The sequence below is a fragment of the Natrinema versiforme genome (assembly GCF_005576615.1).
Lineage (GTDB): Archaea > Halobacteriota > Halobacteria > Halobacteriales > Natrialbaceae > Natrinema > Natrinema versiforme_A.
On the sequence record NZ_CP040330.1, the window covers coordinates 554,408 to 577,793 of the forward strand.

Consider the following 23,386-nt stretch of genomic DNA (forward strand, 5'->3'; position numbering starts at 1 on the left):
AATATATATGTGTTAATAATACACTTAGCCATAATGGGTTAGCCTCTTATAGTTGTTCTCGCTAAGGGTGTGTATGACACAGCCACAGATAGCGCCATCCACCGAGCGTTCACAGGGGCTCGCTGACCCTGCGGACGCACGGTCGAACTGCGGCGTCGGCGTCGTCATGGACCTCGATGGGGAGGGGGGCCACGATGTCGTCGCCGACGGACTCGAACTCCTTCGCAACCTCGAGCACCGCGGGACGACCGGTGCGGAGAAAAACACCGGCGACGGGGCCGGCATCATGCTCCAGACGTCCGATTCGTTCTTCGAGAGCGTTCTCGACGCCTCCCTTCCTGAGACCTATGCCGTCGGCTCGCTCTTTCTGCCGCAGGATACCGCGGCTCGCGAGGAACTCGTCTCGCTCGTCGAGGAGACGTTCGCTACCTACGATCTCGACGTCCTCGAGTGGCGGGACGTGCCGACGAACAACGACGATCTCGGCCAGACGGCCGTCGACTCGGAACCCGATGTCTGGCAGGTCGTCGTCACGCCCGACGACGACGTCTCCGGGGACGACTTCGACCGTCGCCTCTACGTCGCCCGACGCGCTCTCGAGAACGCGGTCGAAGACGCGGATATCGAGCACAAAGAGCGCTTCTACGTCGTCTCGCTGGACTCGAAGACCGTCGTCTACAAGGGACTGCTGAAGGGCGTTCAGGTCCCGTCTTACTACCCCGACCTCACCGACGAGCGACTCGAGTCGACGTTCGTGATGGTCCACGAGCGGTTCTCGACCAACACGCTCGGCGCGTGGCACCTCGCCCATCCCTACCGGAACATCATCCACAACGGCGAGTTCAACACCATTCAGGGCAACATCAACTGGATGCGGGCCCGCGAGACCGACATCGAGAGCGACGTGCTCGACGACCTCGAGGCGGTCAAACCGATCATCGACGACCCCGAGCAGTCCGACACGGCGAGCGTCGACAACGCCTTGGAACTGCTGATGCAGGACGGCCGGGACTTAGAGCACGCGTTGCGGATGCTCATCCCCGAAGCGTGGCGCGGCGACGACGCGATGGACCCCGATCGCAAAGACTGGTACGACTTCCACGCCTCGCTCGTCGAGCCGTGGGACGGCCCCGCGCTCGTCGCGGCGACCGACGGCGAACGCGTCGGCGCGGTACTCGACCGCAACGGCCTTCGCCCCTGCCGGTACGACGTGACGACCGACAACCGACTCATCATGGCCAGCGAGGCCGGCGCGCTCGAGACCGAGCCCGAAAACATCGAGGAGCGCGGCCGCCTCCAGCCCGGCCAGCTGTTCCTCGCCGATCCCGAGGAAGGCCGCGTGATCCCGGACGAGGAAGTATTCGATGACCTCACCGACGACCGCTACGGCGAGTGGGTCGCCCAAGAGCAGGTCCGCCTCGACGACATCCGGACCACGGACGACCGATCGCCTCAGCAGCCTGTCGACGGCCTCCGCGACTACCAGGCCTCGTTCGGCTACACCCACGACGAACTCGAGAACCTGATCGAGCCGATGACCCAGAAGGGGAAAGACCCCGTCGGCTCGATGGGTGACGACACGCCGCTGTCGGTGCTCACCGAGTTCAACCGGCCGCTGTTCTCCTACTTCAAGCAGCTGTTCGCACAGGTGACCAACCCACCGCTTGACTACATCCGCGAGGAACTGGTCACCTCGATGGAGTCCCGGCTGGGCTTCCAGCGCAACCTGCTCGACGAGTCGCCCGAACACGCCCGCCAACTCGTGCTCGACTCGCCGATCCTGACCGACGCCGAACTCGAGTCGGTCCGCGACTGCTCGGCCAACGGCATTACGGCGACGACGATCGACATCACCTACGAGCCCGAGAGCGACGACCTCGGTACCGACCTCGAGGCCGCACTCGAGCGCGTGCGAGCGGACGCCGTCGAGGCCATCGAGAGCGGGACCGACGTTCTCGTCCTCTCCGACCGACGCGTCGACGAGGATCGGGTCGCGATCCCGAGCCTGCTGGCGACCGGTGGGGTCCACCACCACCTCGTCCGCAACGGACTGCGAAATCACGTCGGGCTCGTCGTCGAGTCCGCCGATCCGCGGACCGTCCATCACTTCGCGACGCTGGTCGGCTACGGTGCCGGCGCGGTCAACCCCTACCTCGCTTACCAGACCATCGAGGACATCACCGCCGGCCCCGACGGCGCCGACACCGAGGTCGCCATCGACGCCTACGTCGGCGCGGTCGAGGACGGCCTGCTGAAGATCATGGCCAAGATGGGTATCTCGACGGTCGAGAGCTATCAAGGCGCCCAGATCTTCGAGGCCGTCGGGCTCGACAGCGGACTCGTCGCAGAGTACTTCGAGGGCACGGAGAACCGCACCGAAGGGATCGGCCTCGCCGAGATCGAGGAAGACCTCCGCGAGCGCCACGCGACCGCCTTCGGCCGCGCCGACGGCGAGGAGTCGGACCTCGACCGCCACGGCGAGTTCGAACACCGCTCGGACGGGATCCACCACCAGTGGAACCCGGATACCGTCGGCGCGCTTCAGCAGGCCGTCCGCTCGAACGATTACGAGCGCTACGGGGAGTTCGCCGAGAAAATCAACGACCAGCAACAGAACCTCCAGACCCTGCGCGGGCTGCTCGAGTTCGACTCGGACCGCGACCCGGTTCCGGTCGAGGACGTCGAGCCGATCAAGGACATCGTCGAGCGGTTCTCGACCGCGGCGATGAGCCTCGGGAGCCTCTCGCCGGAGGCCCACGAGAACAACTCGATCGCGATGAACCGGCTGGGCGGCAAGAGCAATTCGGGAGAGGGTGGCGAGCCGCCGGAGCGGTTCAACACCGAACGCGAGTGTAACGTCAAGCAAGTGGCCTCGGGTCGCTTCGGCGTCACCTCGACGTACCTCTCGAACGCCGACGAGCTACAGATCAAGATGGCCCAAGGAAGCAAGCCCGGCGAGGGCGGCCACCTCCCCGGCTCGAAGGTCAACGAGATGATCGCCCACGTGCGCAAGTCCACGCCGGGCGTCGGGCTGATCTCGCCGCCGCCGCTGCACGACATCTACTCGATCGAGGACCTCAAACAGCTGATCTTCGATCTGAAAGCGGCCAACGAAGCGGCGGACATCAACGTCAAACTCGTCAGCGAGGCCGGAATCGGCACGGTCGCCGCCGGCGTCGCGAAGGCCAACGCCGACGTGGTCCACATCTCGGGCCACTCCGGCGGGACGGGTGCCTCGCCGCGCACCTCGATCAAGAACGCCGGCCTCCCGTGGGAACTCGGCCTCGCCGAGGCGAACCAGATGCTCTGTGCGACCGGCCTCCGCGACCGCATCCGCGTCTCCACCGACGGCGGGCTCAAGACCGGTCGCGACGTTGCCGTCGCCGCCCTGCTGGGAGCCGAGGAGTACATCTTCGGCACCGGGTCGCTGGTCACCAGCGGCTGCGTGATGGCCCGGCAGTGTCACAAGAACACCTGCCCGGTCGGCGTCGCCACCCAGCGCGAGGACCTGCGCAAGCGGTTCCCCGGCGAGCCCGAACACGTCATCAACTACATGACCTTCATCGCGCAGGAACTGCGCGAGATCATGGCCGAACTCGGCTTCGAGACCGTCGACGAGATGATCGGGCAGGTCGACGTCCTCGAGCAACGCGACGACGTCGACCACCCGAAGGCGCGCAACGTCGACCTCTCGGAGGTCCTCGCGGACCCCGGCAGCGACGTTCGCCGGAAGATCCGCGAGCAGGACCACGAACTCGAGGACCAACTCGACCGGGACCTCATCGAGGCCGCGGCCGACGCGATCGAGGACCAAGAGCCGGTCAGCCTCGAGGCCGAGGTCACGAACGTCGACCGCACCGTCGGCGCGATGCTCTCGAACCGCATCACCAGCCGCTACGGCGAGCCCGGGCTCCCCGAGGACACGATCACCCTCGACGTGGACGGGACCGCCGGTCAGAGCTTCGGCGCGTTCCTCGCAAGCGGCATCTCGATGCACTTAGACGGCAGTGCCAACGACTACGTCGGTAAGGGGCTCTCGGGCGGCAAACTGACGATCCGAACACCCGAAACCGCCGCCTACGACCCGACCGAGAACGTCTCGATCGGCAACGTCGCGCTCTACGGCGCGACCGACGGCCAACTGTACGTCAACGGCGTCGCCGGCGAGCGCTTCGCGGTGCGCAACTCCGGTGCCAAAGCCGTCGTCGAGGGCGTCGGCGACCACGGCTGCGAGTACATGACCGGTGGCGTCGTCGCCGTCCTCGGCGAGACCGGGACGAACTTCGCGGCCGGTATGTCCGGCGGCGTCGCCTACGTCTACGACCCGGACGACGAGTTCGAGGCGAAGGCGAACACCGGCATGGTCTCGCTCCACGACGAACTCAAGGAGAAAGACGAGCGGATGCTGCGCCGCCTCGTCGAGAACCACGTCGCCTATACCGGCTCCGAGCGCGGGCAACTGCTGCTCGCAAACTGGGAGCGCGCCCTCGAGGCCTTCGTGAAGGTCATGCCCGAGGCCTACTACGAAGCGATCACCGAGCAGGGAAGCGACGATGTCCGCAACGAACTGCCCGGCGCGCCCGAGGCGACCGCCGAGGCCGAATCGGCCAGGTTCGCGGCGAGCGACGACTAACGCGGCCGTCGGCTTCGACGCTCCGTTTTCATCGCGATTCGATTCCGATTCGTCCCCGGTCGAGACCGCACAGTACCTACTCGAGGACGCCGCCCGCGTCGACTGCAGCCTCCCGAATCGCCGCCGCATTCGGTGCTGCGAGCAGGTGCGCCCCGCAGTCGCAGTCCGAGGTACCGAACGCGGGAACCGGGTCGCCGGGAAGCGACGCCGCCAGTTCGTACTCCCGGTCGGCGTCCGGAAACGTGATCGCCGTCTCGAGGCTCGCGGCCGGGTGACCGAGCAGGTAATCGATGTGCCAGTGGCGCGTCTCGCGCTCGCCGGCAGCAAGTTCGCGGTGGCGGTCGACGCGACTGAAGCCGCCGGGACCGAACGCGCTGCCGACGTAGGCGTACGCGCCGGCGGGGAACTCGCGGTCGCCCAGCGCGCCGACATCGATCGATGTCGATCGGGCCACGTCGATGACGAGGACGTACGTCCCGCTCATACCGGCCGATCGGACGGCGGCGGAAAAACGAGTGTGTTTTCGGCTCGCAGCGGCGGCTCCGCTCTCGCTCGCGGCGTTAGCTCGACCAGTCCTCGTCGCGGGCCCGATCCTCATCGGCGGTGGGATCGCGTTCGTGGACGTGGCGACGGTTGCTCATGTCGTCCTGCAGTTGCTGATTTCGGTCGCCGCTCGAGCCCCGATCCGACTCGCGGGACTCCGTCCAGTCACCCTGCTCGGATCGCCGGCCCCGTTGTTCGTACTCGAGACCGCCGCCGGATTGTTGCTCTCGGTTCATGCGTCCGCCGGAGCGATCGCCGGTATCGCCGTACTCGCCGCCGCGGTCGTACTGCTGGGTGTCCCCGAAGTCACGCTGCGATCGACCCCCTCGCTGGTCGCCGCCGCGGTCGCGCTGCATTCCCGATTCGTGGCCTTCGCTCCGCTGGTGGCGACCGTACTCGGGCTGGCCCTGCTGGTACTGGCTGCCGTGTTGCTCGCCGCCCCGCCGGGACTGGTTCTGCTGTCCCTCGCCTCGAATTCCGCTCTGCTGGCCGCGGTGGTGGCGGTCCTGTTGGCCCTGCATGCGTCCCGTCGCATCGGACTGGGTATCCCGGTTCTCGTGCCAGCGCTGCTGGGCACCCATCTGTTTCTCGCCGCGCTGCGTGCCCTGTTGGCTCCGGTCGGATTGGCCGCTGCGCTGTTGTCCCTGTTGTCCGCGATGGCCGTGCATGCCACCCTGTCGCTGCTGGCCCTGCCGGTTCTGCATGTCACGCTGCTGTCCGCGCTGTCCCTGCTGGTCTTGCATTCCTCCCTGCTGACCCTGCATACCGCCCTGCTGTCCGCCGCGACGCTGCTCGTGTCGGGCCTCGCCGCCGTACTCGAGGTTCGCCTCGTCCATCGCGTCGGTTTCGAACCCGCTGCGCTGCTGGCGACCGCCCTGCTGTTGTCCGGATTGGCCGCGCTGTCGGCCGGATTGCTGGCCGCGCTGTCGGCCGGATTGCTGGCCTCGCTGTCGGCCGGACTGCTGGCCTCGCTGTCGGCCGGACTGCTGGCCTCGCTGCTGTGTCTCTTGTTGGCCGAACTGTTGGCCGCGCTCGCCGCGTTGCTGGCTTCGTTGGCCTCGCTGCCCCTCCTGTTCGCGTTGCTGCTGGGACCGACTGCGCTGCGGGTAGTCGCCCTGGCCTCCGCCGGACTGCTGGCCACGCTGGCGGTCTCGATCGGTGGTCGTGCCGGAACCGCGTCCCCAGCCGGTATCGCCGGACGAGCCCTGCTGCCCCTCCGTTTGCCGTCGCTCGCGCTCCCGTCGGTCGGGACCCTGCGCACCGACATCGTCGCTGTCGCCGCGGCTGAACATGCCGTGGAGCCAGCCGCGGTCGCCGCCCTGCCGGCTCCGATCGGTCTCTTGGCCCTGTCCCTCACGTCGATTCTGACGCCGGTTCTCCGTATTGCTCGAGCGCTCTTCTCGATCCTCCGTCTCTCGTCGGTCGCTGTCGTATCGGTCGTTCATGGGTATGACTGTGTGGATCGTCGGCTGTGGATTCGATATCGATCGCTGACTCGCCCCGATCGACGCGCTGGTCGCTGGTGGTCGTAGTGCTGCGGTGGGTGCTAAACCGAACGAGCGGATAAACGCTGAGCGCGCGCTCGCATGCAAGACGGGGCCGATCGCGAGCGCGATTCGAATCGCTCGAGCGCAGTCAGGGACCGAGACCGTCTCTGATCGGTGACCCTCTCCGAACGGCAAGTATCGTTATTACAGTCTAGTTGCTCCACCGGGATGATGGAGTCACGCAGATCTCCCTACCGACGGCGAACGTTACTTGCTGCCATCGGATCAGTCACATCCGCCGGTATCGCCGGCTGTCTCGAGGAATCCGATCCGGAGTCGACGAATTCCTCACCCACGGACGGCGACCAGCAACGCCGGACGGTCGGTGACGATACCGTCGACCAGATTTTCGTCGACACTCGGAACAGTATGTACCAACAGGGGGCGACGGTCACGACGAGCGAACCGTCCCTCGCCTGGAAACGGGATCTCGATGTTGACTACTACAGCCGGATCGGTCGCGGACCCCTTCTCTCCGAAGACTCGCTCTTCATCAGTAACAACCGAGACATTCTCGCGGCGATCTCGCGGACCGACGGCTCGGTTCGCTGGCGCTTCAGCGAGACGGCCGTGGACCCGTATACCGCTCATCGCGCCTCGGTAGCGCGTACTAACGGCGTCGTCGCCACTCTCGTGTTGAACAAGCGGACGCGCGACTCGGAAGTGATCGGAATCGATCCCGAAACGGGTCAGAAACAGTGGGCTGTCCCGATTCCCCTCGACGAGAGCGACGACGAACACGCAACGGCGTTCAAAGTCGACGGTGACCGAGCGTACGTCGGAACGACGACGCGGACCGACGACGGCGTTTCGAAACTGTACGTCGTCGACGTAGCGAACCGACGCGTCGAGTGGCACGCGCCGCTCGCGGCCGGGAATTTGTATCCCGAGGACATGGCGATCGATGACGGGACGGTGTTCCTCACGACGGACGAGGCACCGGACGACGTGGCGAACGTCGTCGCGTTCGATTTGGAGTCACGGAAACGACGCTGGGACGCGACACTCCCGATCGGTGAAGGAATTCCCGTCGTCGATACCGACCACGTCTACCTCCCGGTGAAGGCTGCGGACGGCCCGGACAGTATCACGGCGCTGTCACGGACTGACGGAACTGTGGCGTGGCGGTTTGAACAGCGGGACGCACCGCGAACGGGCGTGACCGTCGATGACGAGCACGTCTATGTCGTCGACGACAATCGACTGTACGCGCTTGAGCCGACGGACGGGACCCCGACGTGGTCGTTTCAACCTGACGGCGGGCCCAGACTGGCGGGGAGCAGTGACACGCTCCCCGTCGTCACCGAAAACCTTCTCGTCACCGGCTCGTGGCCCGGCGACGAGGCACGAATCCGTGCGATCGACAAAGCGAGCGGGGAACTGGTGTGGAGTTACGATGTCCCCCACGGAACGGTCACGTCGCCGTTCGTCGCTGACGAGACGCTGTGGGCCATCGGCAACGACCATTCGGACGAGGGGCCGATCACGCTGTACGCACTGGCCGATCAGGCGACGGAGTGATGACGGCGATCGGACGAGAGCCGACACTCCGGTAAACCGTCCCCGTTGGCACTCGTCCTGTTCGGTCCGTGTCCGCGCCGGACGGCTACCGGGGCCGATCTGGCTGTGTGGGCCCGTTCCCGAAATCGTAGACCTGCCGCGCGTCCGTGTTCGGACCGAACGCGAACAGGCCGCGAGCGGGTTCATGTTCGTAAGTCACCCACTGGGGCAGGAACTGGGCCCCGGTCAGTTTGCGGACGGCGAGCTGTTTGAGCCGCGCCTCCGGCGTGAGGTGGTCCGTCAGCCGCAGATCGACGATCCCGTCGAAGACGTGTGCCGCCCCCGGCGGGCCGCCCTGCTCCGCCGTCGTCGCCGCCGCGACGATCGGCACGAACCGCGCCTTACAGACCGTCGCCCGAACGTCCGTGAGGAACTCCCGAACCGACTGTTCGGTGAACACTGCCTCGAGGTCGTCCAGCGAGTCGATCGTGACCAGTCCGGTCTCGGTCATCTCGAGGTCGTCGAGCGCGCCGTGGAGCCTGTTCGCCAGCTCGCTGCGGTCGCTCGGATCGCGCACGTCCACGATGGCGTCTTCGGCGGCCTCGCCGATGAACGTCGACCAATCGTTGCGGTCGTCGAGGAAGCCGTCCCGGTCGTCGAGCCGATAGGTGAAGCAGTCGATGATCCGCAACCGGTCATTTTCGAGCGCGGGAAGCACGTTCCAGCCGTTCTGGTAGAATCGCTCGAGCGTCGCCGTCGGCGGGTTTGCGATCGAGCAGACGACGGCGGGTTCGCCCCGCTCGAGGGCGCGCCACGCGAGTTCGATCCCCAGTTCGGCGCGGCGAGTCCCCTCGTCGCCCGAGAGGAGGACCAACGAGTCCGCGGGAATCCCGTTCGGGACGAGCGAGTCGAGCGGCTCGACGCCGGTCGCGACCCGTTTGTAGGCGTCGGGCTCGGACATCGTCGAGTCCTCGGCGGCGGCTTCGCGGCACGCGGTCGAACAGTACTGTCCGTCGTCGTTCTCGACGGGATCGTCCGGGATCGGATAGTGACAGTGGTCGCACTCGAGGGGATACGCTCGAGCGCGGTCCGTCCGGAGCTGGTCAGACATATCGAACCGCCCTACCACGGACGGACCAATAGAACCCTCCCCTGAGGGTCACCGCGCTTACCGGTCCGACCCGGACTCGAGCGACGGATCGGAGGTCGTCACCGATCGCCTCAGTCGAATCGAGACGCTGATCGGACGACGACTCGAGGCGATCGAGCGTCGTCCGCCACCGTTTTCTCTCACAGCCGTGAGGGGCCACACATGGACAGCGCACTCGTTATCGGCGGCACTCGCTTTATCGGTCGCCACCTCGTGGAGGATCTGCTCGAGCACGAGTACGACGTGACGATCTTCAATCGCGGAACCAGCGAGAACCCGTTCGAAGACGACGACCGGGTCGACCACGTCGAGGGCGACCGCACGAACGACACCGCCCTCGAGTCGGCCGCGATGACGGTCACGCCGGACGCCGTCTTCGACTGCGTCGCCTACCACCCGAAGGACGTCCGCGCCGCGACCCGGATCTTCGACGACTGCGAGGCCTACGTCTACGTCTCGAGCGGCGCGGCCTACGGCGACGAAGAGATTCCGAAGCGGGAGGGCGAGACCTCGCTGCACCCCTGTACGGCCGAGCAGGCGACGGACGACTCCTTCGAGACCTACGGCAATCGCAAGGCCGAGGGCGACCGCGCCGTCTTCGCGGCGGCCGACGACGGCGTCCGCGCCATGGCGGTCAGACCGCCGATCGTCTACGGCCCCCACGACCACACCGAGCGACTGGACTGGTGGATCGACCGGGTGAACCGATTCGATCGCGTCGTGGTCCCCGGCGACGGGACGAACCTTCGACACCGCGTCTTCGTCGAGGATGTCGCCAGCGCCCTGCGGATCGTCGCCGAACGCGGCGACGCGGGCGAGGCCTACAACGTCGGCGACCGGCGGCTCGTCACGCTCGAGGAGATGGTCGAACTGATCGCCGACGCGCTCGAGACGGCGGTCGATCTCGTCCACGCCGGCCCCCGCGAACTCGCGGCCGGCGACATCGAACTCGACGACTATCCCCTCTACCGGACCTATCCGCACGTCCTCTCGACGGCGAAACTCGCGGCCCTCGGCTGGGAGTCGACGCCGCTCGAGACGGCGATGGATCGCTCGGTCGCGGCTCACCTCGAGAGCGACCGCGACGGGGACGAGAACGGGCCGGACCGGGAGGCCGAAGAGCGCGTGTTGGGAATTCTGGAGACGCTCTAACCGGACTCCCGGAGGCGCTCGAGGCGTCGCGCCGTCGACGGCGTCGAGGCGAGCCGTTCGTGGAGACGGCCGCGACTATCGGTCAGGTCGGGGTGTGCTTCGTAGGCGCTCGCGAGGGGCCCAGCCCCGATTTCGCGAGCCGCACGGCGGTCGGCGGCGAACTCGCAGTGCTGGAGGTGCCAAACGAGGAGCGGCCAGGTGACGGCGAGGCCGACGAGCGCGACGAGCACCGATGTCCAGACGGTCACGGTCAGAAACAGCCCGAACAGAACCGCCACGACGAGCGATCGACGCTCGAGCAGTCGGAGGTCGTCCGCGGCGCGTTCGCGTGCACACAGCGCCGCCAGCTCCTCGTCGCCGAGGACGTCGAACGCGTAATCGGTCGCGTATAGCTGCCGGTTCCAGAACGGGCCGTCGAGGTAGAGTCCGGCCGTTTCGGTTTCACGGCCGGAAAACACGCCGGCGACGGTCGCCGTCAGATCGGCCCGATCGGCCGCGGTCTCGAGCCGTCGTCGCTGTTCGGCCGTCGGGTCGGAGATGTCCTGTGTGAGTCGAATACTGTACTGCAGCCAGGCGTAGACGCCGATGGCGAGGACGGCGAACACGACCGGAATCAACAGCGGGCTCGGGTTCGACGCGCCGAGAAGTGCCGTGAAGGGCGCGAGCAACCCCAAACAGAATATCGCGACCGCCACGAGATACTTGCCGAGACGGGCCACTGCCGTCGATGCGCTGATCTCGAGCCCTCGCCGCTCGCGAGCGGACGGAAATACGCCGAGGTACGCGACGAGGATCGCGACGATCGTTCCGGCCGCCGCCGGTGCCCACGCGAGCGGCGTGGCGAGGCCACTGCCCAGTATCGGATGGACGGACGAGAGGGCCGTCTCAGTCGCATCGATGAGGCCGGAAAACGTGAGGACGAGAAGGGCGGCGATGCCGACGACGGCGAGAAACCGATACGTTCCTCGCGATCCCTGACCGTCGGTACCCCTGCGTCGAATTGCGAGCCGCCCGTACAGTCGACCGGCGATATAGCCGACGACGAGCAGGCCGAGCCAGCGCACGAGCACGCCGATCATATCTCACCGTTCATCTTAGCAAGTATATAAGACATCGTTTTCGACGCGACGGGACTCGAGCCGATGAGCGCGAAGCTGACGGATCGGAGTTCCGCCCACCCAGCGCGCCGACGAGGAAAAACACATGTCCCGGGGGTGTGTCAGGGCCACTATGTTCGAGAAGTCGACGTGGATTCGCCTCCCGCGAAACGTCGTCGTCGGTCACGGCGTTCGCGACGAGGTCCTCGACGTGGTCGATGATCTCCACCTACAGGGGCGGCCGCTGTTCATCACGAGTCCGACGCCTCGAGAGGTTGCCGCAGACCCCATCGCGGCCGATTTCGAGGCCGCCGGGATCGAGCCCGCGATCGTCACGATCGAAAAGGCGACCTTCGACGCCGTCGAGCGAGTAATCGAGGCCGCCGAAGCCGAGGAGGTCTCCTACCTCGTCGGGATCGGCGGCGGGAAGGCCATCGACATAGCGAAACTGGCCAGTCACCACCTCGATATGGGCTTTCTCTCGGTGCCGACGGCGGCCAGCCACGACGGGATCGTCAGCAATCGCGGCTCGGTTCCGGACGGGGACTCTCGCCACAGCGTCGCCGCGGAACCGCCGCTCGCGGTCGTCGCCGACACCGGCATCCTCGCCGACGCGCCGTGGGACCTGACCACGGCCGGCTGTGCCGACATCATTTCGAACTACACCGCCGTGATGGACTGGCGACTCGCCCGACGACTCCAAGACGTCGAGTACTCCGAGTACGCCGCCGCGCTCTCGGAGATGACCGCCGAAATCCTCGTGGACAACGCCGATCTGATTCGCCCGGGCCTCGAGGAGTCCGCGTGGGTCGTCACCAAGGCACTCATGTCCTCGGGCGTCGCGATGAGCATCGCCGGCTCCTCGCGGCCGGCCAGCGGGGCCGAACACCTCTTTTCCCACCAGCTCGACCGGCTGGCACCCGAGGCGGCCCTGCATGGCCATCAGGTCGGCGTCGGCTCGATCATAACCGCCTACCTCCATCAGGGCGAAGACGGGATCTGGCGGGACATCCGCGACGCGCTCTCGAGCATCGACGCGCCGACGACCGCCGAGGAACTCGGAATCGACGACGAGACGATCATCGAGTCGCTGACGACCTGCCACGAGATCCGGGACCGCTACACGATTCTGGGCAACGGGATGAACGAGCGCGCGGCTCGAGACGTAGCGACGAAAACGGGCGTGATCTGAGAAAACGGGTGGTGAGTCAGTGGACCGAGCGGATACCGCCGATTCGTTCAATCCAGGTCGGTCCGGTTGAACCGCCACAGACCGAACGCAATCGGAACGACAAGCCAGGCGACCAGAATGGTGAATGCAACTTCGGGTGTGAGGTAGGATGGGGCCGAGGGATCCGCGTTCGCCGGGAACACCGTCACGTCGTTCGGCACGACGAGCGGGAGGGATTTCCTGAAGGCGATCGTCGGACTGAGCATGCGGATAAACTCGAACAGGTGATCGGAGATACCCATCCCGAGCCGACCGTTCAGCACGTACTCGAGCGCGGCGACGATCGAGAGGTTCGGACTGATCATCAGCAAGTTACTGACGAAGTAGAACCCGATCGCCCCGGTCATCGCCTGCGATCGCGCTCCCGTCGCCGCGGAGATGCCGATGGCGACCGAGACGTACGCAAGCGTGAGGAGCACCGTCAGGCCGGCGATGCCGCCGAAGACGGTCGCTTCGAACGACGGGTACCACAGCACCGTCATCACCGCGCCCACGCCGAACGCGACGAGGATGACGCCGGTACCGACGGCCCCGCGGGAGAGGTACTTCCCGATGACGATGTCCCGTCGCGTGTTCGGAAGCGAAAGCAGGTACCTGATACTTCCCGACTCCCGCTCGCCGGCGATCGTGAGATACACCATCATGAGCGCGACGATCGGAACGAACAGCGTCCCGACGGTTGTGAGAGTCGACAACTGATAAATGACGTTCGGGTCCGTCGGTCCGTTCTGGCCGAAGTAGAACAAAAACGCCACGAGCAGCATGTACAGTCCACTGACGACCCAGACGCTCTTCGCCCGCCGGACATCGAGGAAGTCCTTCTTCGCCACGGCGAGGACGCTCATGCCGACACCTCCGTCTCTGCGTCGGCCCGCTCCGCGTCGGTGTCCTCCTCACGCGGCTGCTCGCCGTTCGTGTACGTGTTGAACAGCCGTTCGAGGGAGGCGTCCTCGGAGACGATATCGCGGACAGTCGTCGCCGCACCGATTTGTGTCACGACATCGTACTTGGTGTCCGTCGACGCACAGGAGACCGTTATAGTCGATCCGTCGACGGTCGTCGAGCGGACGCCCTCGTGGTTCTCGAGGTCGGCGACGAGCGCGTCGGGGACGGTGTCGACCGTCAGCGAGATCGAGGCGTCGAGATCGAGATTCTCGCGCAACGCGTCGAGAGTTCCCGTCGCAACGAGTCGTCCGTCGTTCATGATGCCGACACGGTCACAGACCGCCTCGACTTCCCCGAGGATGTGACTCGAGAAGAAGACGGTCGTACCGCGGTCGGCTTCGGCAGTGATAATTTCGCGCATTTCCTGCATTCCCTTGGGATCGAGTCCCGAGGACGGTTCATCGAGGATCAGGAGGTCGGGGTCACCGACCAGTGCCATCGCGAATCCGAGACGCTGGGCCATCCCCTTCGAGTAGCCGCCGGCAGATCGCGCCGCGGCCTCGGGCTCGAGGCCGACCAGTTCGAGGAGTTCGTCGGCGTCGTCGTCGCTGCCTTTGTTGTCGATGACCCACTCGAGGTGTTCGCGGCCGGTCAGCCGATCGTACAGCGTCGCACCTTCGGGGAGGACACCGATGCGCGAGCGGATCGTTTTCGACTCTCGCTGGATATCGTGTCCGAGTACCGTCGCGGAACCTTCGGTCGGGCGGACGAAGTCCAGAAGCATGTTAATCGTCGTCGACTTCCCAGCCCCGTTGGGGCCTAAGAAGCCGAATATCTCGCCTTCCTCGACGACTAAATCGAGGTCGTCGACGGCGAGGACCGAGTCGCCGTACCGTTTCGTCAGGCTGGAGGTTTCGATAGCGGGCACGTGGTTCCCTATTTCGGGGACGTGTAAAAATCTCTGGATCTTATTCCAATGCTTTTCGTTGCCGATCCGGACGGCAGGTTGGTGTGCTCACGCCGATCACTCGAGGACTCAGACGTGCTCGTCGAGGAAGTCGGCGATCGCGGAGTAGGCCTCGATGCGGTTCTCGAGTTTCGAGAAGCCGTGGCCCTCATCTTCGAAGATCAGCTTTCGGACGGGGACGCCCTGTTCGGCCGCTTTCTCCGCGATCTGTTCGGCCTCGCCGACGGGCACGCGGGGGTCGTTTTCCCCGTGGAGGACGAACAGCGGTGCCTCGATGTTCTCGACGTTGTTGATCGGCGAGATTTCCGCCAAGAACTCCCGGTCGTCCTCGAGGGACCCGTACTCCGCCTCCCTGAGTTCCCGTCGCCAGTCGCCCGTATTTTCGAGGAAGGTGACGAAGTTGGCGATGCCGACGGTGTCGATACCGGCGGCCCAGAGGTCGGGGTACTCCGTCAGCGTGGCAAGCACCATGAAGCCGCCGTAGGAGCCGCCCTTCGCCGCGATCCGATCGGGATCGACGGCAGGGTGATCCTGCAACCACTCGACACAGGCCTCGATGTCCGCCACGGAGTCCATTCGCTTTTCGACGTCGTCGAGGCTCGCGTAGTCGGCACCGTACCCCGACGAGCCCCGGACGTTCGGCTCGAAGTAGGCGTAGCCCCGGTCGAGGAAGTACTGTTTGACACTCGAGAAGGAGGGTCGCCGTTGGCTCTCGGGGCCGCCGTGGATGTCGACGATGACGGGGACGCCGTCGCCGTCGTTCGCGTCACCCGCCTCGTAGTCGTCCGGGAGGGTGAAGAATCCGGGCACCTCGAGGTCGTCGAAACTCTCGACGTGGACCAGTTCCGAGTCGTCGAACGATTCGGGGGGAATGCCCGCGGTCGGCGCGCTCGTCCACTGTTCGGCCTCGCCGGTCTCGATATCGACGACGAAGACGTTCGTGTTGACCGTGTCGCCGCTCGTCGACAGCGCGAACCGCTCGGCGTCGGGGTCGAAGCCCACGCCGCCGGAGATCCCGCCCGGTAGGTCGGGCTCGGGGAAGGTCTCGAACTCGGTCGGCGCGTCGGGATCGAACTCGCCCACGGTGAGGTCGGTGTAGCCCTCGACGTTCCGCGAGTAGACGAACCGCCCCGTCTCGTCGTCCAGTGCGATACCGCCGACGTTCCAGCCATCGCCGTCGGCGACCGTCTCGAGGTCGCCGCTCTCGCGGGTCGTTTCCCTCCCCGTCTGCTCGCGGGTCTTCGACCCGCTCGCATGGTCCGAGGGACTCTTCGAGTCCGTCGCTACTTGAGTTTCCGGGGCGCTCCGCGCCCCGCCCTCGAGGTCGAGATAGGCCAGATACAGGGTATCGGTGTCGCCCTCGTCGGTGACCAGATAGATACCCTCACCGTCGGGAGCCCAACTCGCGCTCTGATAGCGAACGTCGCCCTCGTGGGGCGTGAGGTGCTCGAGGTCGGGGTCGTCCGCCTCAAGGTCGAGCACGTACAGGTCCTGATCGAAGTTGGAGTAGGCCTGCGAGACGAGCAGCCGCGAGTCGTCGGGGCTCCAGCCGGACAGCGAGAGCCAGCCATCGCCCTCGTACACCAGCTGTGCCTCGTCTCCGCGCTCGTCGCGGCCCTGCACGTAGACATCGAAGACGGACTCGTCGCGGCGGTTCGAGGTGAAGGCGAACCGCTCGCCGTCGTGGCTCCAGCCGCCCCAGCGGTGTTTCGCGTCGGGCATCGCGGTGACGTTCTCGATCTCGCCCGTTTCGGCGTCCAACCGAAACAGCTGTGCGCGTTCGTTGCCGCCTTCGTCCATTCCGAAGATCAGCTCCGGGCACTCCGGCGACCACGAGGCGAAGGTCACCCGCTCGTCGTAGAACGTCCGCTGCTCGGGCCAGCCGCGGGACTCCTCGAGGGTCCAGACCTGCGGGGTCCCGGTCGTGTTCATCAGGAAGGAGAGGCGTTCACCGTCGGGGCCGAAGGACGTACCGTAGGCGCTGCGAACGTTGAGATAGCGCTCGATGTCGTAGCTGCTCATGCCAGTGGCGTACGGACTCGAAGGGGTAGTCGTTTCGGTCGGTGGGATCGGTCGGCCCGGCGGACGCGGGCGAGTAGGGACCAGTTACGGTCCACACGGCGGTATCCCGCGACGCGCGTGACACGGGGTCGATCCCCCGCCGTCGTGTCGGGAACGGGGGACGATGGCGGCGCTTAACAAAGCCGTATAGCGTCCCGAACACGGTCAATGGCAGACGAGATCGACGAGTCGCCGGTCGGGACCGTCCTCGTGACGACCGTACTCATCCTCGCGGCGTTCGGGATGACCGTCGCGGCCGTCGGCCCGGAGCTGTTCGTGGCCGATTCGGTCGAGATGCCCGACTCCGACGGCGAAATAGAGTCGCTGGGGAGTCAGGGCGCTGACTCTGAAACGGCGGGTGGCGGCTCCGAGAACGAGAGCACCGACGGGGACGAGGAGGGCGACCTCGAGGACAACGAGTCCGATACCGACCCGATCGATATCGGCGGCAACGAGAGCAGTGACAACGAGAGTATCGGTGGCAACGAGAGCGACGGTAACGAGAGCGACGGCGGCAACGAAACCGAGGACGGCTCCGGGGACGATGACGACGCGGGACCCGGAACCGATGAGGACGACAGCGATGACGGCGAGGGTGATGGTGACGATGAGAGCAGTGATGACGAGAGCGATGGGGACGACAGCGAGAGCGAGAGCGACGATGGCGAGAGCGATGGCGATGATGGGACGGATGATAGCACGGACGACGATAGTACGGACAACGAGACGGACGATACCGACGATGGCTTTTTCTAGCCGTCTCGGCGACGCACGTTCGTGACCCGGTGACTGTGGGACCCGGATTCGACCGAAACAGGGAGTTTTTAACCTCTCGCTCGCATTCTGCGAGCAGATGCGAATCGCGTTCGTCTCGTTCGAAACGGCTCACCACCGCGCCACCGAGACGAACGAGCGGTTGCGGACCGTTTGCGAACTCCTCGCGGAGCACGGCCACGATGTCCACTGGTACTGCGCCGGCTTCTGGGCCGGCGAGGAGTCCACGTTCGACGCGGACGGAATCACCTATCACGCGGTCTCGAACGGCCCCGAAGCCCGGAGTTCGTTCCTCCTGCGACTCCCGTTCGTTCTCGCGGCCGCGAGTCCGGATATCGTTCACGCCAGCGCACAACCGCCGAGTCAGGTCGTCGCAGCCAACTGGGGGGCGACGCTCGCGCGAGCGCCGCTGGTCCTCGAGTGGTACGGCGACGGCGGCGTTACCGACACCCGCTGGACGCGGTTCGCGACGGGCCGTCCGGACCGGATCGTCACGCCCTCGAAACTCGTGGGGACGTGGGTCCGAGAGATCGGGGCCGACGGCGACATCGTCGAGACGGTGCCGAACCCGATCGACTGCGACCGGATTCGGGAGGTCGAACCGGGCGAGGAAGTCGACGTGATCTACGCTCGCCGACTCGACGAGGGAGCGAACCTCGAGAGCCTGCTGTTGGGACTTGCCGAACTCCGCGACCGGGACTGGTCCGCGAACGTCGTCGGCGACGGACCGGAACGGGACGCCTACGAGCAACTGACGCGGGACCTCCGGATCGAGGATCGGGTAACGTTCCTCGGCGACCTCGACCTCGAGGAGCGGATCGCGGCCTACCGCGGGGCCCACGTCTTCGCCCAGACGGCCGACCACTGCGTCTTCCCGACGGAGATGCTGTGGGCGATCGCCGCCGGCTGCGTGGGTATCGTTGAGTATCACGCGGACTCGAGCGCCCACGAACTCGTCGAGGGCTGGGACCGCGGGTTCCGGACCACCAGCGAGGACGAGTTGGCGGAAGCCATCCTCGCGGCGGGCGACTTAGAGCACCGCGAGTACGACGAGGCCTTTGCCGACTACGATCGCTCGGCGGTGGCAGACCGGTATCTCGAGTCGTATCGAACGTTACGGGACGAACGCGGTCTCCTGTAAGCGTCCAACGATACCGGACACCGACGGGCGACCGTCGGATGGAGATACCTATATGTCGATTCAGTAGAGAGTTCGGCCATGCACGACGACTGTGACTTCTGTCGGATTCTCAGCGGTGATCGATCGGCGCACGTCCTCTACGAAGACGAGCGAACGGTTGCGTTTCTCGACCGGAACCCGGCCGTGCCCGGACACTGCCTCGTTATTCCGCGCGCCCACGAGGAAGACGTGCTGACGATCGACGAATCGGTCTCGACGGCCGTCTTCGAAACGGTCCGGACCGTTTCGAACGCGCTGGAGGCGGCACTCGAGCCGGAAGGGTTCAGCGTCTTTCACACCAGCGGGCCGTTAGTCGGGACTGTCGATCACGCACACGTCCACCTCCTCCCTCGCTTCGGGGACGACGACGTGGCGCTGTCGCTGTCGCGGGATCGGCTCGACGACGACGCCGCGGCCCTGATGGGTCGCGTGCAGGCACACCTCGAGCGCTGAATCGACGGCCGACGGGATCGGAGTCGCCGCTCAGAGGTCGAACTTCGCGGCCGCCGTCTCCATGTCCTTGTCGCCGCGACCCGAGAGGTTCACGAGGATCGTCTCGTGCTCGCCCGCCTCCGCGAGGTCGATCGCTCGAGCGATCGCGTGGCTGGACTCGAGGGCCGGGATGATCCCCTCGGTCTCGCTCAGTTCGCGGAAGGCCGCCAGCGCTTCGTCGTCGGTGACGCCAGTGTACTCACAGCGGCCGACGGCCCGGAACATGGCGTGTTCGGGGCCGACGCCGGGGTAGTCGAGCCCCGCCGAGACGGAGTGGACGTCGACGTCCTCGTCGAGGACCCGCGTCTTCATCCCGTGGAGCACGTCGTCTCTCCCCTGTGCGAGCGGGGCGGCGTGCTGACTCGAGTCCGAGCCTTTCCCGCCGCCTTCGGCGCCGTAGAAGTCGACATCGTCCTCGCGGAACGCGTGGAACAGGCCGATCGCGTTCGAGCCACCGCCGACGCAGGCGACCGCGGCGTCGGGCAGGTCGCCCGTGCGCTCCTGTATCTGCTCGCGGGCCTCCCGACCGATGACGCTCTGGAAGTCCCGGACCATCCGCGGGAACGGGTCGGGGCCGACGACGCTGCCCACCAGATAGTGGGTGTCTTCGACGTTTTCGGCGAAATCCTCGAGCGCGGCATCGACGGCGTCGGCCAGCCCCTCGTCACCTCGGGTGACCTCGTTTACTTCGGCACCCATCAGGCGCATCCTGAAGACGTTCATCTCCTGCCGTTCGACGTCTTTCCGTCCCATGTAGATCTCCGTCTCGAGGCCGAGCAAGGCGCCGACCATCGCGGTCGCGGTGCCGTGCTGGCCGGCCCCGGTCTCGGCGATCAACCGATCGCGGCCCGCTCGCTTAGCGAGCAGGGCCTGCCCGAGCGCGTTGTTGATCTTGTGAGCCCCGCCGTGGAGCAGGTCCTCCCGCTTGAGGTAGATCTCGGCCCCGTAGCGCTCGCTCAGGTTGCGCGCGTAGTACAGCGGGGTCGGCCGGCCGGCGAACTCCTCGAGGAGTTCGCGCAGTTCAGCGTCGAACTCGTCGGTATTCGCCACGTCGTCGTACGCCGCGGCGAGTTGCTCGAGCGGTTCCTGCAGCGGGTCGGGGACGTGACGTCCGCCGTAGCCTCCGAATGCGCCGTCGGTCATGTGTCATGACTGGGACGCCGGCAGCAAATACGTTCCGTGCTCCGGTTGCGGTTCGACTCACTAGTCGAGCGGCGTCTCCGCTGGGTACAGGCGTATTCGAGCGTTCGTGGTCGCGACCGGACGGTTAGCGATGTCTCGAATCAGTTCGGACGCGAGCCGTCGGGCTGCCGGGTGACTCCGCCGTGAGCGTCTCGCGGCTGCTCTCGGACGATCGGTCGACGTCGTTCGCGTCCAGAACTTCGAGAATCCGAGGGACCTGAGCCCGTTCGTCGCCGACTGGTCTCGCGAGCGCTGGTGCCGATCGATTCGCTTCGACGAGATTGCCGACGCGTATCCGATCGAGTGGACGACCCCGAAGAGCGATCGCGATTGACCGGTACGTCGGGGCCGATCCGCCGCTATCGCTCGGTCACCGCCTCGGTCGGCGTCGACTCCGGCGTCTCGTCGTCGCCGTACTCGACCATCGTCGGACCGTCGACGAACTCCCGAGTCCGTTCGTTCTGCGGATTCTCGAAGAACGATCGCACGTCGTTGGCCTCGACGAGTTCGCCGAGATAGAGGAAGACTACCTCGTCGGCGAGCCGCTTCGCCTGGTCCATGCTGTGGGTAACCATGACGATAGTGTACTCGTCTTTGAGGTCGGCGAGGGTTTCCTCGACCTGCTCGGCCGAGACTGGATCCAGCGCCGACGTCACCTCGTCGCACAGCAACACCTCGGGTTCGACTGCCAGCGAGCGGGCGAGACACAGCCGCTGGATCTGGCCAGTCGACAGCTCCGCACCGGGGGTATCCAGTCGGTCCTTTACCTCCTCCCAGAGGTTCACCTTTCGAAGGTAGCTTTCGACCTGCTCGTCGAGGTCCGCCTTCGAGTCGTAGGCCCCGTGTATCCGCAGTCCGTAGGCGACGTTCTCGTAGATCGAGAGGGGTAACGGCGTCGGCGTCTGCGGGACGTAGCCGATCCGCCTGCGAAGCTCCGGGACGGGCTCGTCGGTGTCGTAGACCGACTGCTCGCCCAGATACACGTCGCCGGAGATTTCGACGTCGGGCTGGATCTCGTGGAGCCGGTTTAGTGACTTCAGCAGCGTCGACTTCCCGCAGCCTGACGGACCGATGATGGCGGTCAACTGGTTCTCCGGGAACTCCACCGAGACGCCCTTCAGCGCCTCCACTTCGCGGTTCCCGGTGTACGTTACGGCAAGGTTGTCGGTGGTGAGTGCAGCGTCTGTCATGAGTTTCGACCTCCCGGTGCGTATCGAGCGTACCGTCCGGCGAGCAGTTTCGAGACGAGAATCAGGCCCAGCACGGCGACCGTGAGGATGAACGACGCTGCGTACGCGTGGGACCTGACTTCGGCGTTGAACGACATCGCTTGATCGAAGATGAGAACCGGCAGCGTCGTCGACGGTTCGAACAGGCCGGACGGCATTCGCGTGCTCCGTCCGGCAGTGAACAATACCGTCGCGGCATCGCCGATTCCGCGGGCAAAGCCCATGACGATCCCGGCGATGACGCCCGGAAGCGCCGCTCGAACGGTCATTCGTGCGGTTTCGAACCGCGTCGATCCGAGCCCGTACGCGGCTTCCTTGACCGTCTCCGGCGCCGACCGTAACGCCTCGTCGGTGTACCGGGTCACGATCGGGTACTGGAAGATCGCGATGGCGACGATCCCGAAGAACAGGCTCGTCTGGGCACCGATCGCGATGATCACTGTCAGAATGAACACGCCGTAGACGATCGGCGGCGTCCCCCAGAGGACGTTCAGAAACATGTTTACGACATCCGAGAACCGGTCGCTCGAGTAGTCGCTCTGGAGGTAAACGGCCGTTGAGACGGCCAGTATCGTCGAGATGACCGTCGCCGGGACGACGATGAAGACGCTCCCCAACACCGCGTGGAAGAAGCCGCCCTCTCCCTCGAGCATGTACCGCGAGCCGGGCGGCGTAAACGCGATCGCTGGGTCCGTGAGGAAGACGCGACCGCCCCTGTAAATCGTCACGCCGATTACTAGGATCAGAACGCTCACGACGAGCGCGGCAGCACCGCGAGCGAGCCAGCCGAAGAGTCGCTGTTCGGCGTAGCGATCCATCAGTACTGCCACCTCCGCTGGAGGCGCTGGCGGACGAGCATCGCCGTGAAGTTGAACAGCCAGACGACGATCACGAGCATTAGTCCCACGAAGATCAGCGCCGACTGGGTCAGCGGCAGGCTCATCAGTTCGCCGAAGTCGTTGACGATCAGCGTCGGCAACGTCTGGCCGGTCGCAAACGGCGAGTCCGGAAGCTGGGTCTGGCCGCCGATGAGCATCGCCGGCACGATCGTCGCGCCGAAGACGCGGCCGAATCCGAGCAGGATCGCCGAGAAGATTCCGGGGCCCGCAGCCCGCAACAGGACCGACTTGATCGTCTCCCACTTCGTTGCGCCGACGCCCAGCGAGGACTCGCGCAGTTCGTCGGGCAGGGCCTCGAGCGACTCGGCGGACAGCGAGATCATAAAGGGCGTGACGACGATCGCCATCACGAGACTGACCGTGAAGATCCCCAGTCCGGTCCCGCCGGAGCCGACCGCCGGCGCGAGGTAATCTCCGACGAAGGGAACGACGACGATCAGTGCGACCAGTCCGAAGATAACGCTCGGAATCGCCGCAAGCACGTCGATGAACGACGAGACGATGACCTTCGTCCGGCCCTCGGCGTACTCGGCGATATAGATCGCCGTGAGGATCGCGATCGGCGTCCCCATGAGCATCGTGAGCCCGGTCACGTAGATCGTGCCGACGATGGCCGGCAGGAACCCGAACTCGTTTCGTGCGGGATCCCAGTTCGACGACGCCAACACTTGGACGAGCGAGTACTCCGAGAGCAGCGGCAGCGACTGATAGAGCAGCATCAGCACGATCAACGCGAACAGCGCGATCGCGAAGTAGCCTGCACCGCGAAGCCACTGACTGCTCAGTCGCTCGGCGAGCAGCCGTCGGTCGATACGCGCGCCCTGCTCCGGGTCAGTCGGTTCCGTCGACTCGACCATCGTTCAG

At 65.9% G+C, this 23,386-nt stretch carries 18 protein-coding genes; 7 read left to right on the plus strand and 11 right to left on the minus strand.

Features of this window, described 5'->3' with window-relative positions:
• Positions 1–73: 73 nt before the first annotated feature.
• Positions 74–4,633 (plus strand): glutamate synthase large subunit, encoded by a 4,560-nt coding sequence (gltB, locus tag FEJ81_RS02705; protein ID WP_175416341.1) that lies wholly within the window; start codon positions 74–76, stop codon positions 4,631–4,633.
• A gap of 76 nt (positions 4,634–4,709) precedes the next feature.
• On the opposite strand, the gene FEJ81_RS02710 is transcribed toward gltB, so the two are convergent.
• On the minus strand, positions 4,710–5,117 hold the full coding sequence (locus FEJ81_RS02710) for a GIY-YIG nuclease family protein (RefSeq protein WP_138243824.1): 408 nt from the start codon (positions 5,115–5,117) through the stop codon (positions 4,710–4,712).
• A 76-nt stretch (positions 5,118–5,193) separates the two neighbouring features.
• Complete coding sequence (locus FEJ81_RS23655) at positions 5,194–6,621, minus strand: hypothetical protein (RefSeq protein WP_229504750.1); 1,428 nt, start codon at positions 6,619–6,621, stop codon at positions 5,194–5,196.
• Between the two features lie 273 nt (positions 6,622–6,894).
• On the opposite strand from FEJ81_RS23655, the gene FEJ81_RS02720 reads away from it, so the two are divergent.
• On the plus strand, positions 6,895–8,244 hold the full coding sequence (locus FEJ81_RS02720) for a PQQ-binding-like beta-propeller repeat protein (RefSeq protein WP_175416342.1): 1,350 nt from the start codon (positions 6,895–6,897) through the stop codon (positions 8,242–8,244).
• Positions 8,245–8,329: 85 nt separating this feature from the next.
• On the opposite strand, the gene FEJ81_RS02725 is transcribed toward FEJ81_RS02720, so the two are convergent.
• The gene (locus FEJ81_RS02725) at positions 8,330–9,334 is read right to left on the minus strand and encodes an RAD55 family ATPase (RefSeq protein WP_138243826.1); all 1,005 of its coding nucleotides are present in this window, start codon (positions 9,332–9,334) and stop codon (positions 8,330–8,332) included.
• Between the two features lie 201 nt (positions 9,335–9,535).
• Here FEJ81_RS02725 and FEJ81_RS02730 point away from each other — a divergent pair, with 201 nt between their 5' ends.
• Positions 9,536–10,525 carry an NAD-dependent epimerase/dehydratase family protein gene (locus FEJ81_RS02730; RefSeq protein WP_138243827.1) on the plus strand — a complete coding sequence of 330 codons (990 nt, stop codon included), beginning with the start codon at positions 9,536–9,538 and terminating at the stop codon, positions 10,523–10,525.
• Here FEJ81_RS02730 and FEJ81_RS02735 read toward each other — a convergent pair.
• On the minus strand, positions 10,522–11,604 hold the full coding sequence (locus FEJ81_RS02735) for a M48 family metalloprotease (protein WP_138243828.1): 1,083 nt from the start codon (positions 11,602–11,604) through the stop codon (positions 10,522–10,524). The two genes, FEJ81_RS02730 and FEJ81_RS02735, sit on opposite strands and share 4 nt — an antisense overlap.
• 151 nt (positions 11,605–11,755) lie before the next feature.
• On the opposite strand from FEJ81_RS02735, the gene FEJ81_RS02740 reads away from it, so the two are divergent.
• The gene (locus tag FEJ81_RS02740) at positions 11,756–12,814 is read left to right on the plus strand and encodes an NAD(P)-dependent glycerol-1-phosphate dehydrogenase (protein ID WP_138243829.1); all 1,059 of its coding nucleotides are present in this window, start codon (positions 11,756–11,758) and stop codon (positions 12,812–12,814) included.
• A gap of 47 nt (positions 12,815–12,861) precedes the next feature.
• Here the strand turns inward: FEJ81_RS02740 and FEJ81_RS02745 are convergent, their stop codons facing one another.
• The 3 genes from FEJ81_RS02745 to FEJ81_RS02755 form a co-directional block, all read right to left on the minus strand.
• The gene (locus tag FEJ81_RS02745) at positions 12,862–13,698 is read right to left on the minus strand and encodes an ABC transporter permease subunit (RefSeq protein ID WP_138243830.1); all 837 of its coding nucleotides are present in this window, start codon (positions 13,696–13,698) and stop codon (positions 12,862–12,864) included.
• On the minus strand, positions 13,695–14,666 hold the full coding sequence (locus FEJ81_RS02750; RefSeq protein ID WP_138243831.1) for an ABC transporter ATP-binding protein: 972 nt from the start codon (positions 14,664–14,666) through the stop codon (positions 13,695–13,697). Before FEJ81_RS02750 ends, FEJ81_RS02745 begins: the two co-directional genes overlap by 4 nt.
• Positions 14,667–14,774: 108 nt before the next feature.
• Entirely contained in the window at positions 14,775–16,727 is a 1,953-nt protein-coding gene (locus FEJ81_RS02755; RefSeq protein ID WP_138243832.1) for a S9 family peptidase, read from the minus strand.
• Positions 16,728–16,934: 207 nt separating this feature from the next.
• On the opposite strand from FEJ81_RS02755, the gene FEJ81_RS02760 reads away from it, so the two are divergent.
• The 3 genes from FEJ81_RS02760 to FEJ81_RS02770 all read left to right on the plus strand — a co-directional run bounded on the left by FEJ81_RS02760 (position 16,935) and on the right by FEJ81_RS02770 (position 19,173).
• Complete coding sequence (locus tag FEJ81_RS02760) at positions 16,935–17,522, plus strand: hypothetical protein (protein WP_138243833.1); 588 nt, start codon at positions 16,935–16,937, stop codon at positions 17,520–17,522.
• 97 nt (positions 17,523–17,619) lie between these two features.
• On the plus strand, positions 17,620–18,681 hold the full coding sequence (locus FEJ81_RS02765) for a glycosyltransferase family 4 protein (protein ID WP_138243834.1): 1,062 nt from the start codon (positions 17,620–17,622) through the stop codon (positions 18,679–18,681).
• A 78-nt stretch (positions 18,682–18,759) separates the two neighbouring features.
• Positions 18,760–19,173: an HIT family protein gene (locus FEJ81_RS02770; RefSeq protein WP_138243835.1), complete on the plus strand. Its 414-nt coding sequence runs from the start codon at positions 18,760–18,762 to the stop codon at positions 19,171–19,173.
• Between the two features lie 30 nt (positions 19,174–19,203).
• On the opposite strand, the gene trpB is transcribed toward FEJ81_RS02770, so the two are convergent.
• The 4 genes from trpB to pstC all read right to left on the minus strand — a co-directional run bounded on the left by trpB (position 19,204) and on the right by pstC (position 23,379).
• A complete protein-coding gene (gene trpB, locus FEJ81_RS02775; protein ID WP_138243836.1) occupies positions 19,204–20,355 on the minus strand; it encodes a tryptophan synthase subunit beta in 1,152 nt (383 codons plus the stop codon).
• Positions 20,356–20,753: 398 nt separating this feature from the next.
• Positions 20,754–21,584: a phosphate ABC transporter ATP-binding protein gene (locus tag FEJ81_RS02780; protein ID WP_138243837.1), complete on the minus strand. Its 831-nt coding sequence runs from the start codon at positions 21,582–21,584 to the stop codon at positions 20,754–20,756.
• Positions 21,581–22,441 (minus strand): PstA family ABC transporter permease, encoded by an 861-nt coding sequence (locus FEJ81_RS02785; RefSeq protein ID WP_138243838.1) that lies wholly within the window; start codon positions 22,439–22,441, stop codon positions 21,581–21,583. Before FEJ81_RS02785 ends, FEJ81_RS02780 begins: the two co-directional genes overlap by 4 nt.
• Positions 22,441–23,379 (minus strand): phosphate ABC transporter permease subunit PstC, encoded by a 939-nt coding sequence (gene pstC / locus FEJ81_RS02790; RefSeq protein WP_138243839.1) that lies wholly within the window; start codon positions 23,377–23,379, stop codon positions 22,441–22,443. The genes FEJ81_RS02785 and pstC overlap by 1 nt, the downstream gene beginning before the upstream one ends.
• Positions 23,380–23,386 lie beyond the last annotated feature (7 nt).

What these genes read in the sequence shown, in the direction of transcription:
- gltB (WP_175416341.1), top strand. Translation starts at nt 74, where the DNA reads ATGACACAGCCACAGATAGCGCCATCCACCGAGCGTTCACAGGGGCTC.
- FEJ81_RS02710 (WP_138243824.1), bottom strand. Translation starts at nt 5,117, where the DNA reads ATGAGCGGGACGTACGTCCTCGTCATCGACGTGGCCCGATCGACATCG.
- FEJ81_RS23655 (WP_229504750.1), bottom strand. Translation starts at nt 6,621, where the DNA reads ATGAACGACCGATACGACAGCGACCGACGAGAGACGGAGGATCGAGAA.
- FEJ81_RS02720 (WP_175416342.1), top strand. Translation starts at nt 6,895, where the DNA reads ATGGAGTCACGCAGATCTCCCTACCGACGGCGAACGTTACTTGCTGCC.
- FEJ81_RS02725 (WP_138243826.1), bottom strand. Translation starts at nt 9,334, where the DNA reads ATGTCTGACCAGCTCCGGACGGACCGCGCTCGAGCGTATCCCCTCGAG.
- FEJ81_RS02730 (WP_138243827.1), top strand. Translation starts at nt 9,536, where the DNA reads ATGGACAGCGCACTCGTTATCGGCGGCACTCGCTTTATCGGTCGCCAC.
- FEJ81_RS02735 (WP_138243828.1), bottom strand. Translation starts at nt 11,604, where the DNA reads ATGATCGGCGTGCTCGTGCGCTGGCTCGGCCTGCTCGTCGTCGGCTAT.
- FEJ81_RS02740 (WP_138243829.1), top strand. Translation starts at nt 11,756, where the DNA reads ATGTTCGAGAAGTCGACGTGGATTCGCCTCCCGCGAAACGTCGTCGTC.
- FEJ81_RS02745 (WP_138243830.1), bottom strand. Translation starts at nt 13,698, where the DNA reads ATGAGCGTCCTCGCCGTGGCGAAGAAGGACTTCCTCGATGTCCGGCGG.
- FEJ81_RS02755 (WP_138243832.1), bottom strand. Translation starts at nt 16,727, where the DNA reads ATGAGCAGCTACGACATCGAGCGCTATCTCAACGTTCGCAGCGCCTAC.
- FEJ81_RS02760 (WP_138243833.1), top strand. Translation starts at nt 16,935, where the DNA reads ATGGCAGACGAGATCGACGAGTCGCCGGTCGGGACCGTCCTCGTGACG.
- FEJ81_RS02765 (WP_138243834.1), top strand. Translation starts at nt 17,620, where the DNA reads ATGCGAATCGCGTTCGTCTCGTTCGAAACGGCTCACCACCGCGCCACC.
- FEJ81_RS02770 (WP_138243835.1), top strand. Translation starts at nt 18,760, where the DNA reads ATGCACGACGACTGTGACTTCTGTCGGATTCTCAGCGGTGATCGATCG.
- trpB (WP_138243836.1), bottom strand. Translation starts at nt 20,355, where the DNA reads ATGACCGACGGCGCATTCGGAGGCTACGGCGGACGTCACGTCCCCGAC.
- FEJ81_RS02780 (WP_138243837.1), bottom strand. Translation starts at nt 21,584, where the DNA reads ATGACAGACGCTGCACTCACCACCGACAACCTTGCCGTAACGTACACC.
- FEJ81_RS02785 (WP_138243838.1), bottom strand. Translation starts at nt 22,441, where the DNA reads ATGGATCGCTACGCCGAACAGCGACTCTTCGGCTGGCTCGCTCGCGGT.
- pstC (WP_138243839.1), bottom strand. Translation starts at nt 23,379, where the DNA reads ATGGTCGAGTCGACGGAACCGACTGACCCGGAGCAGGGCGCGCGTATC.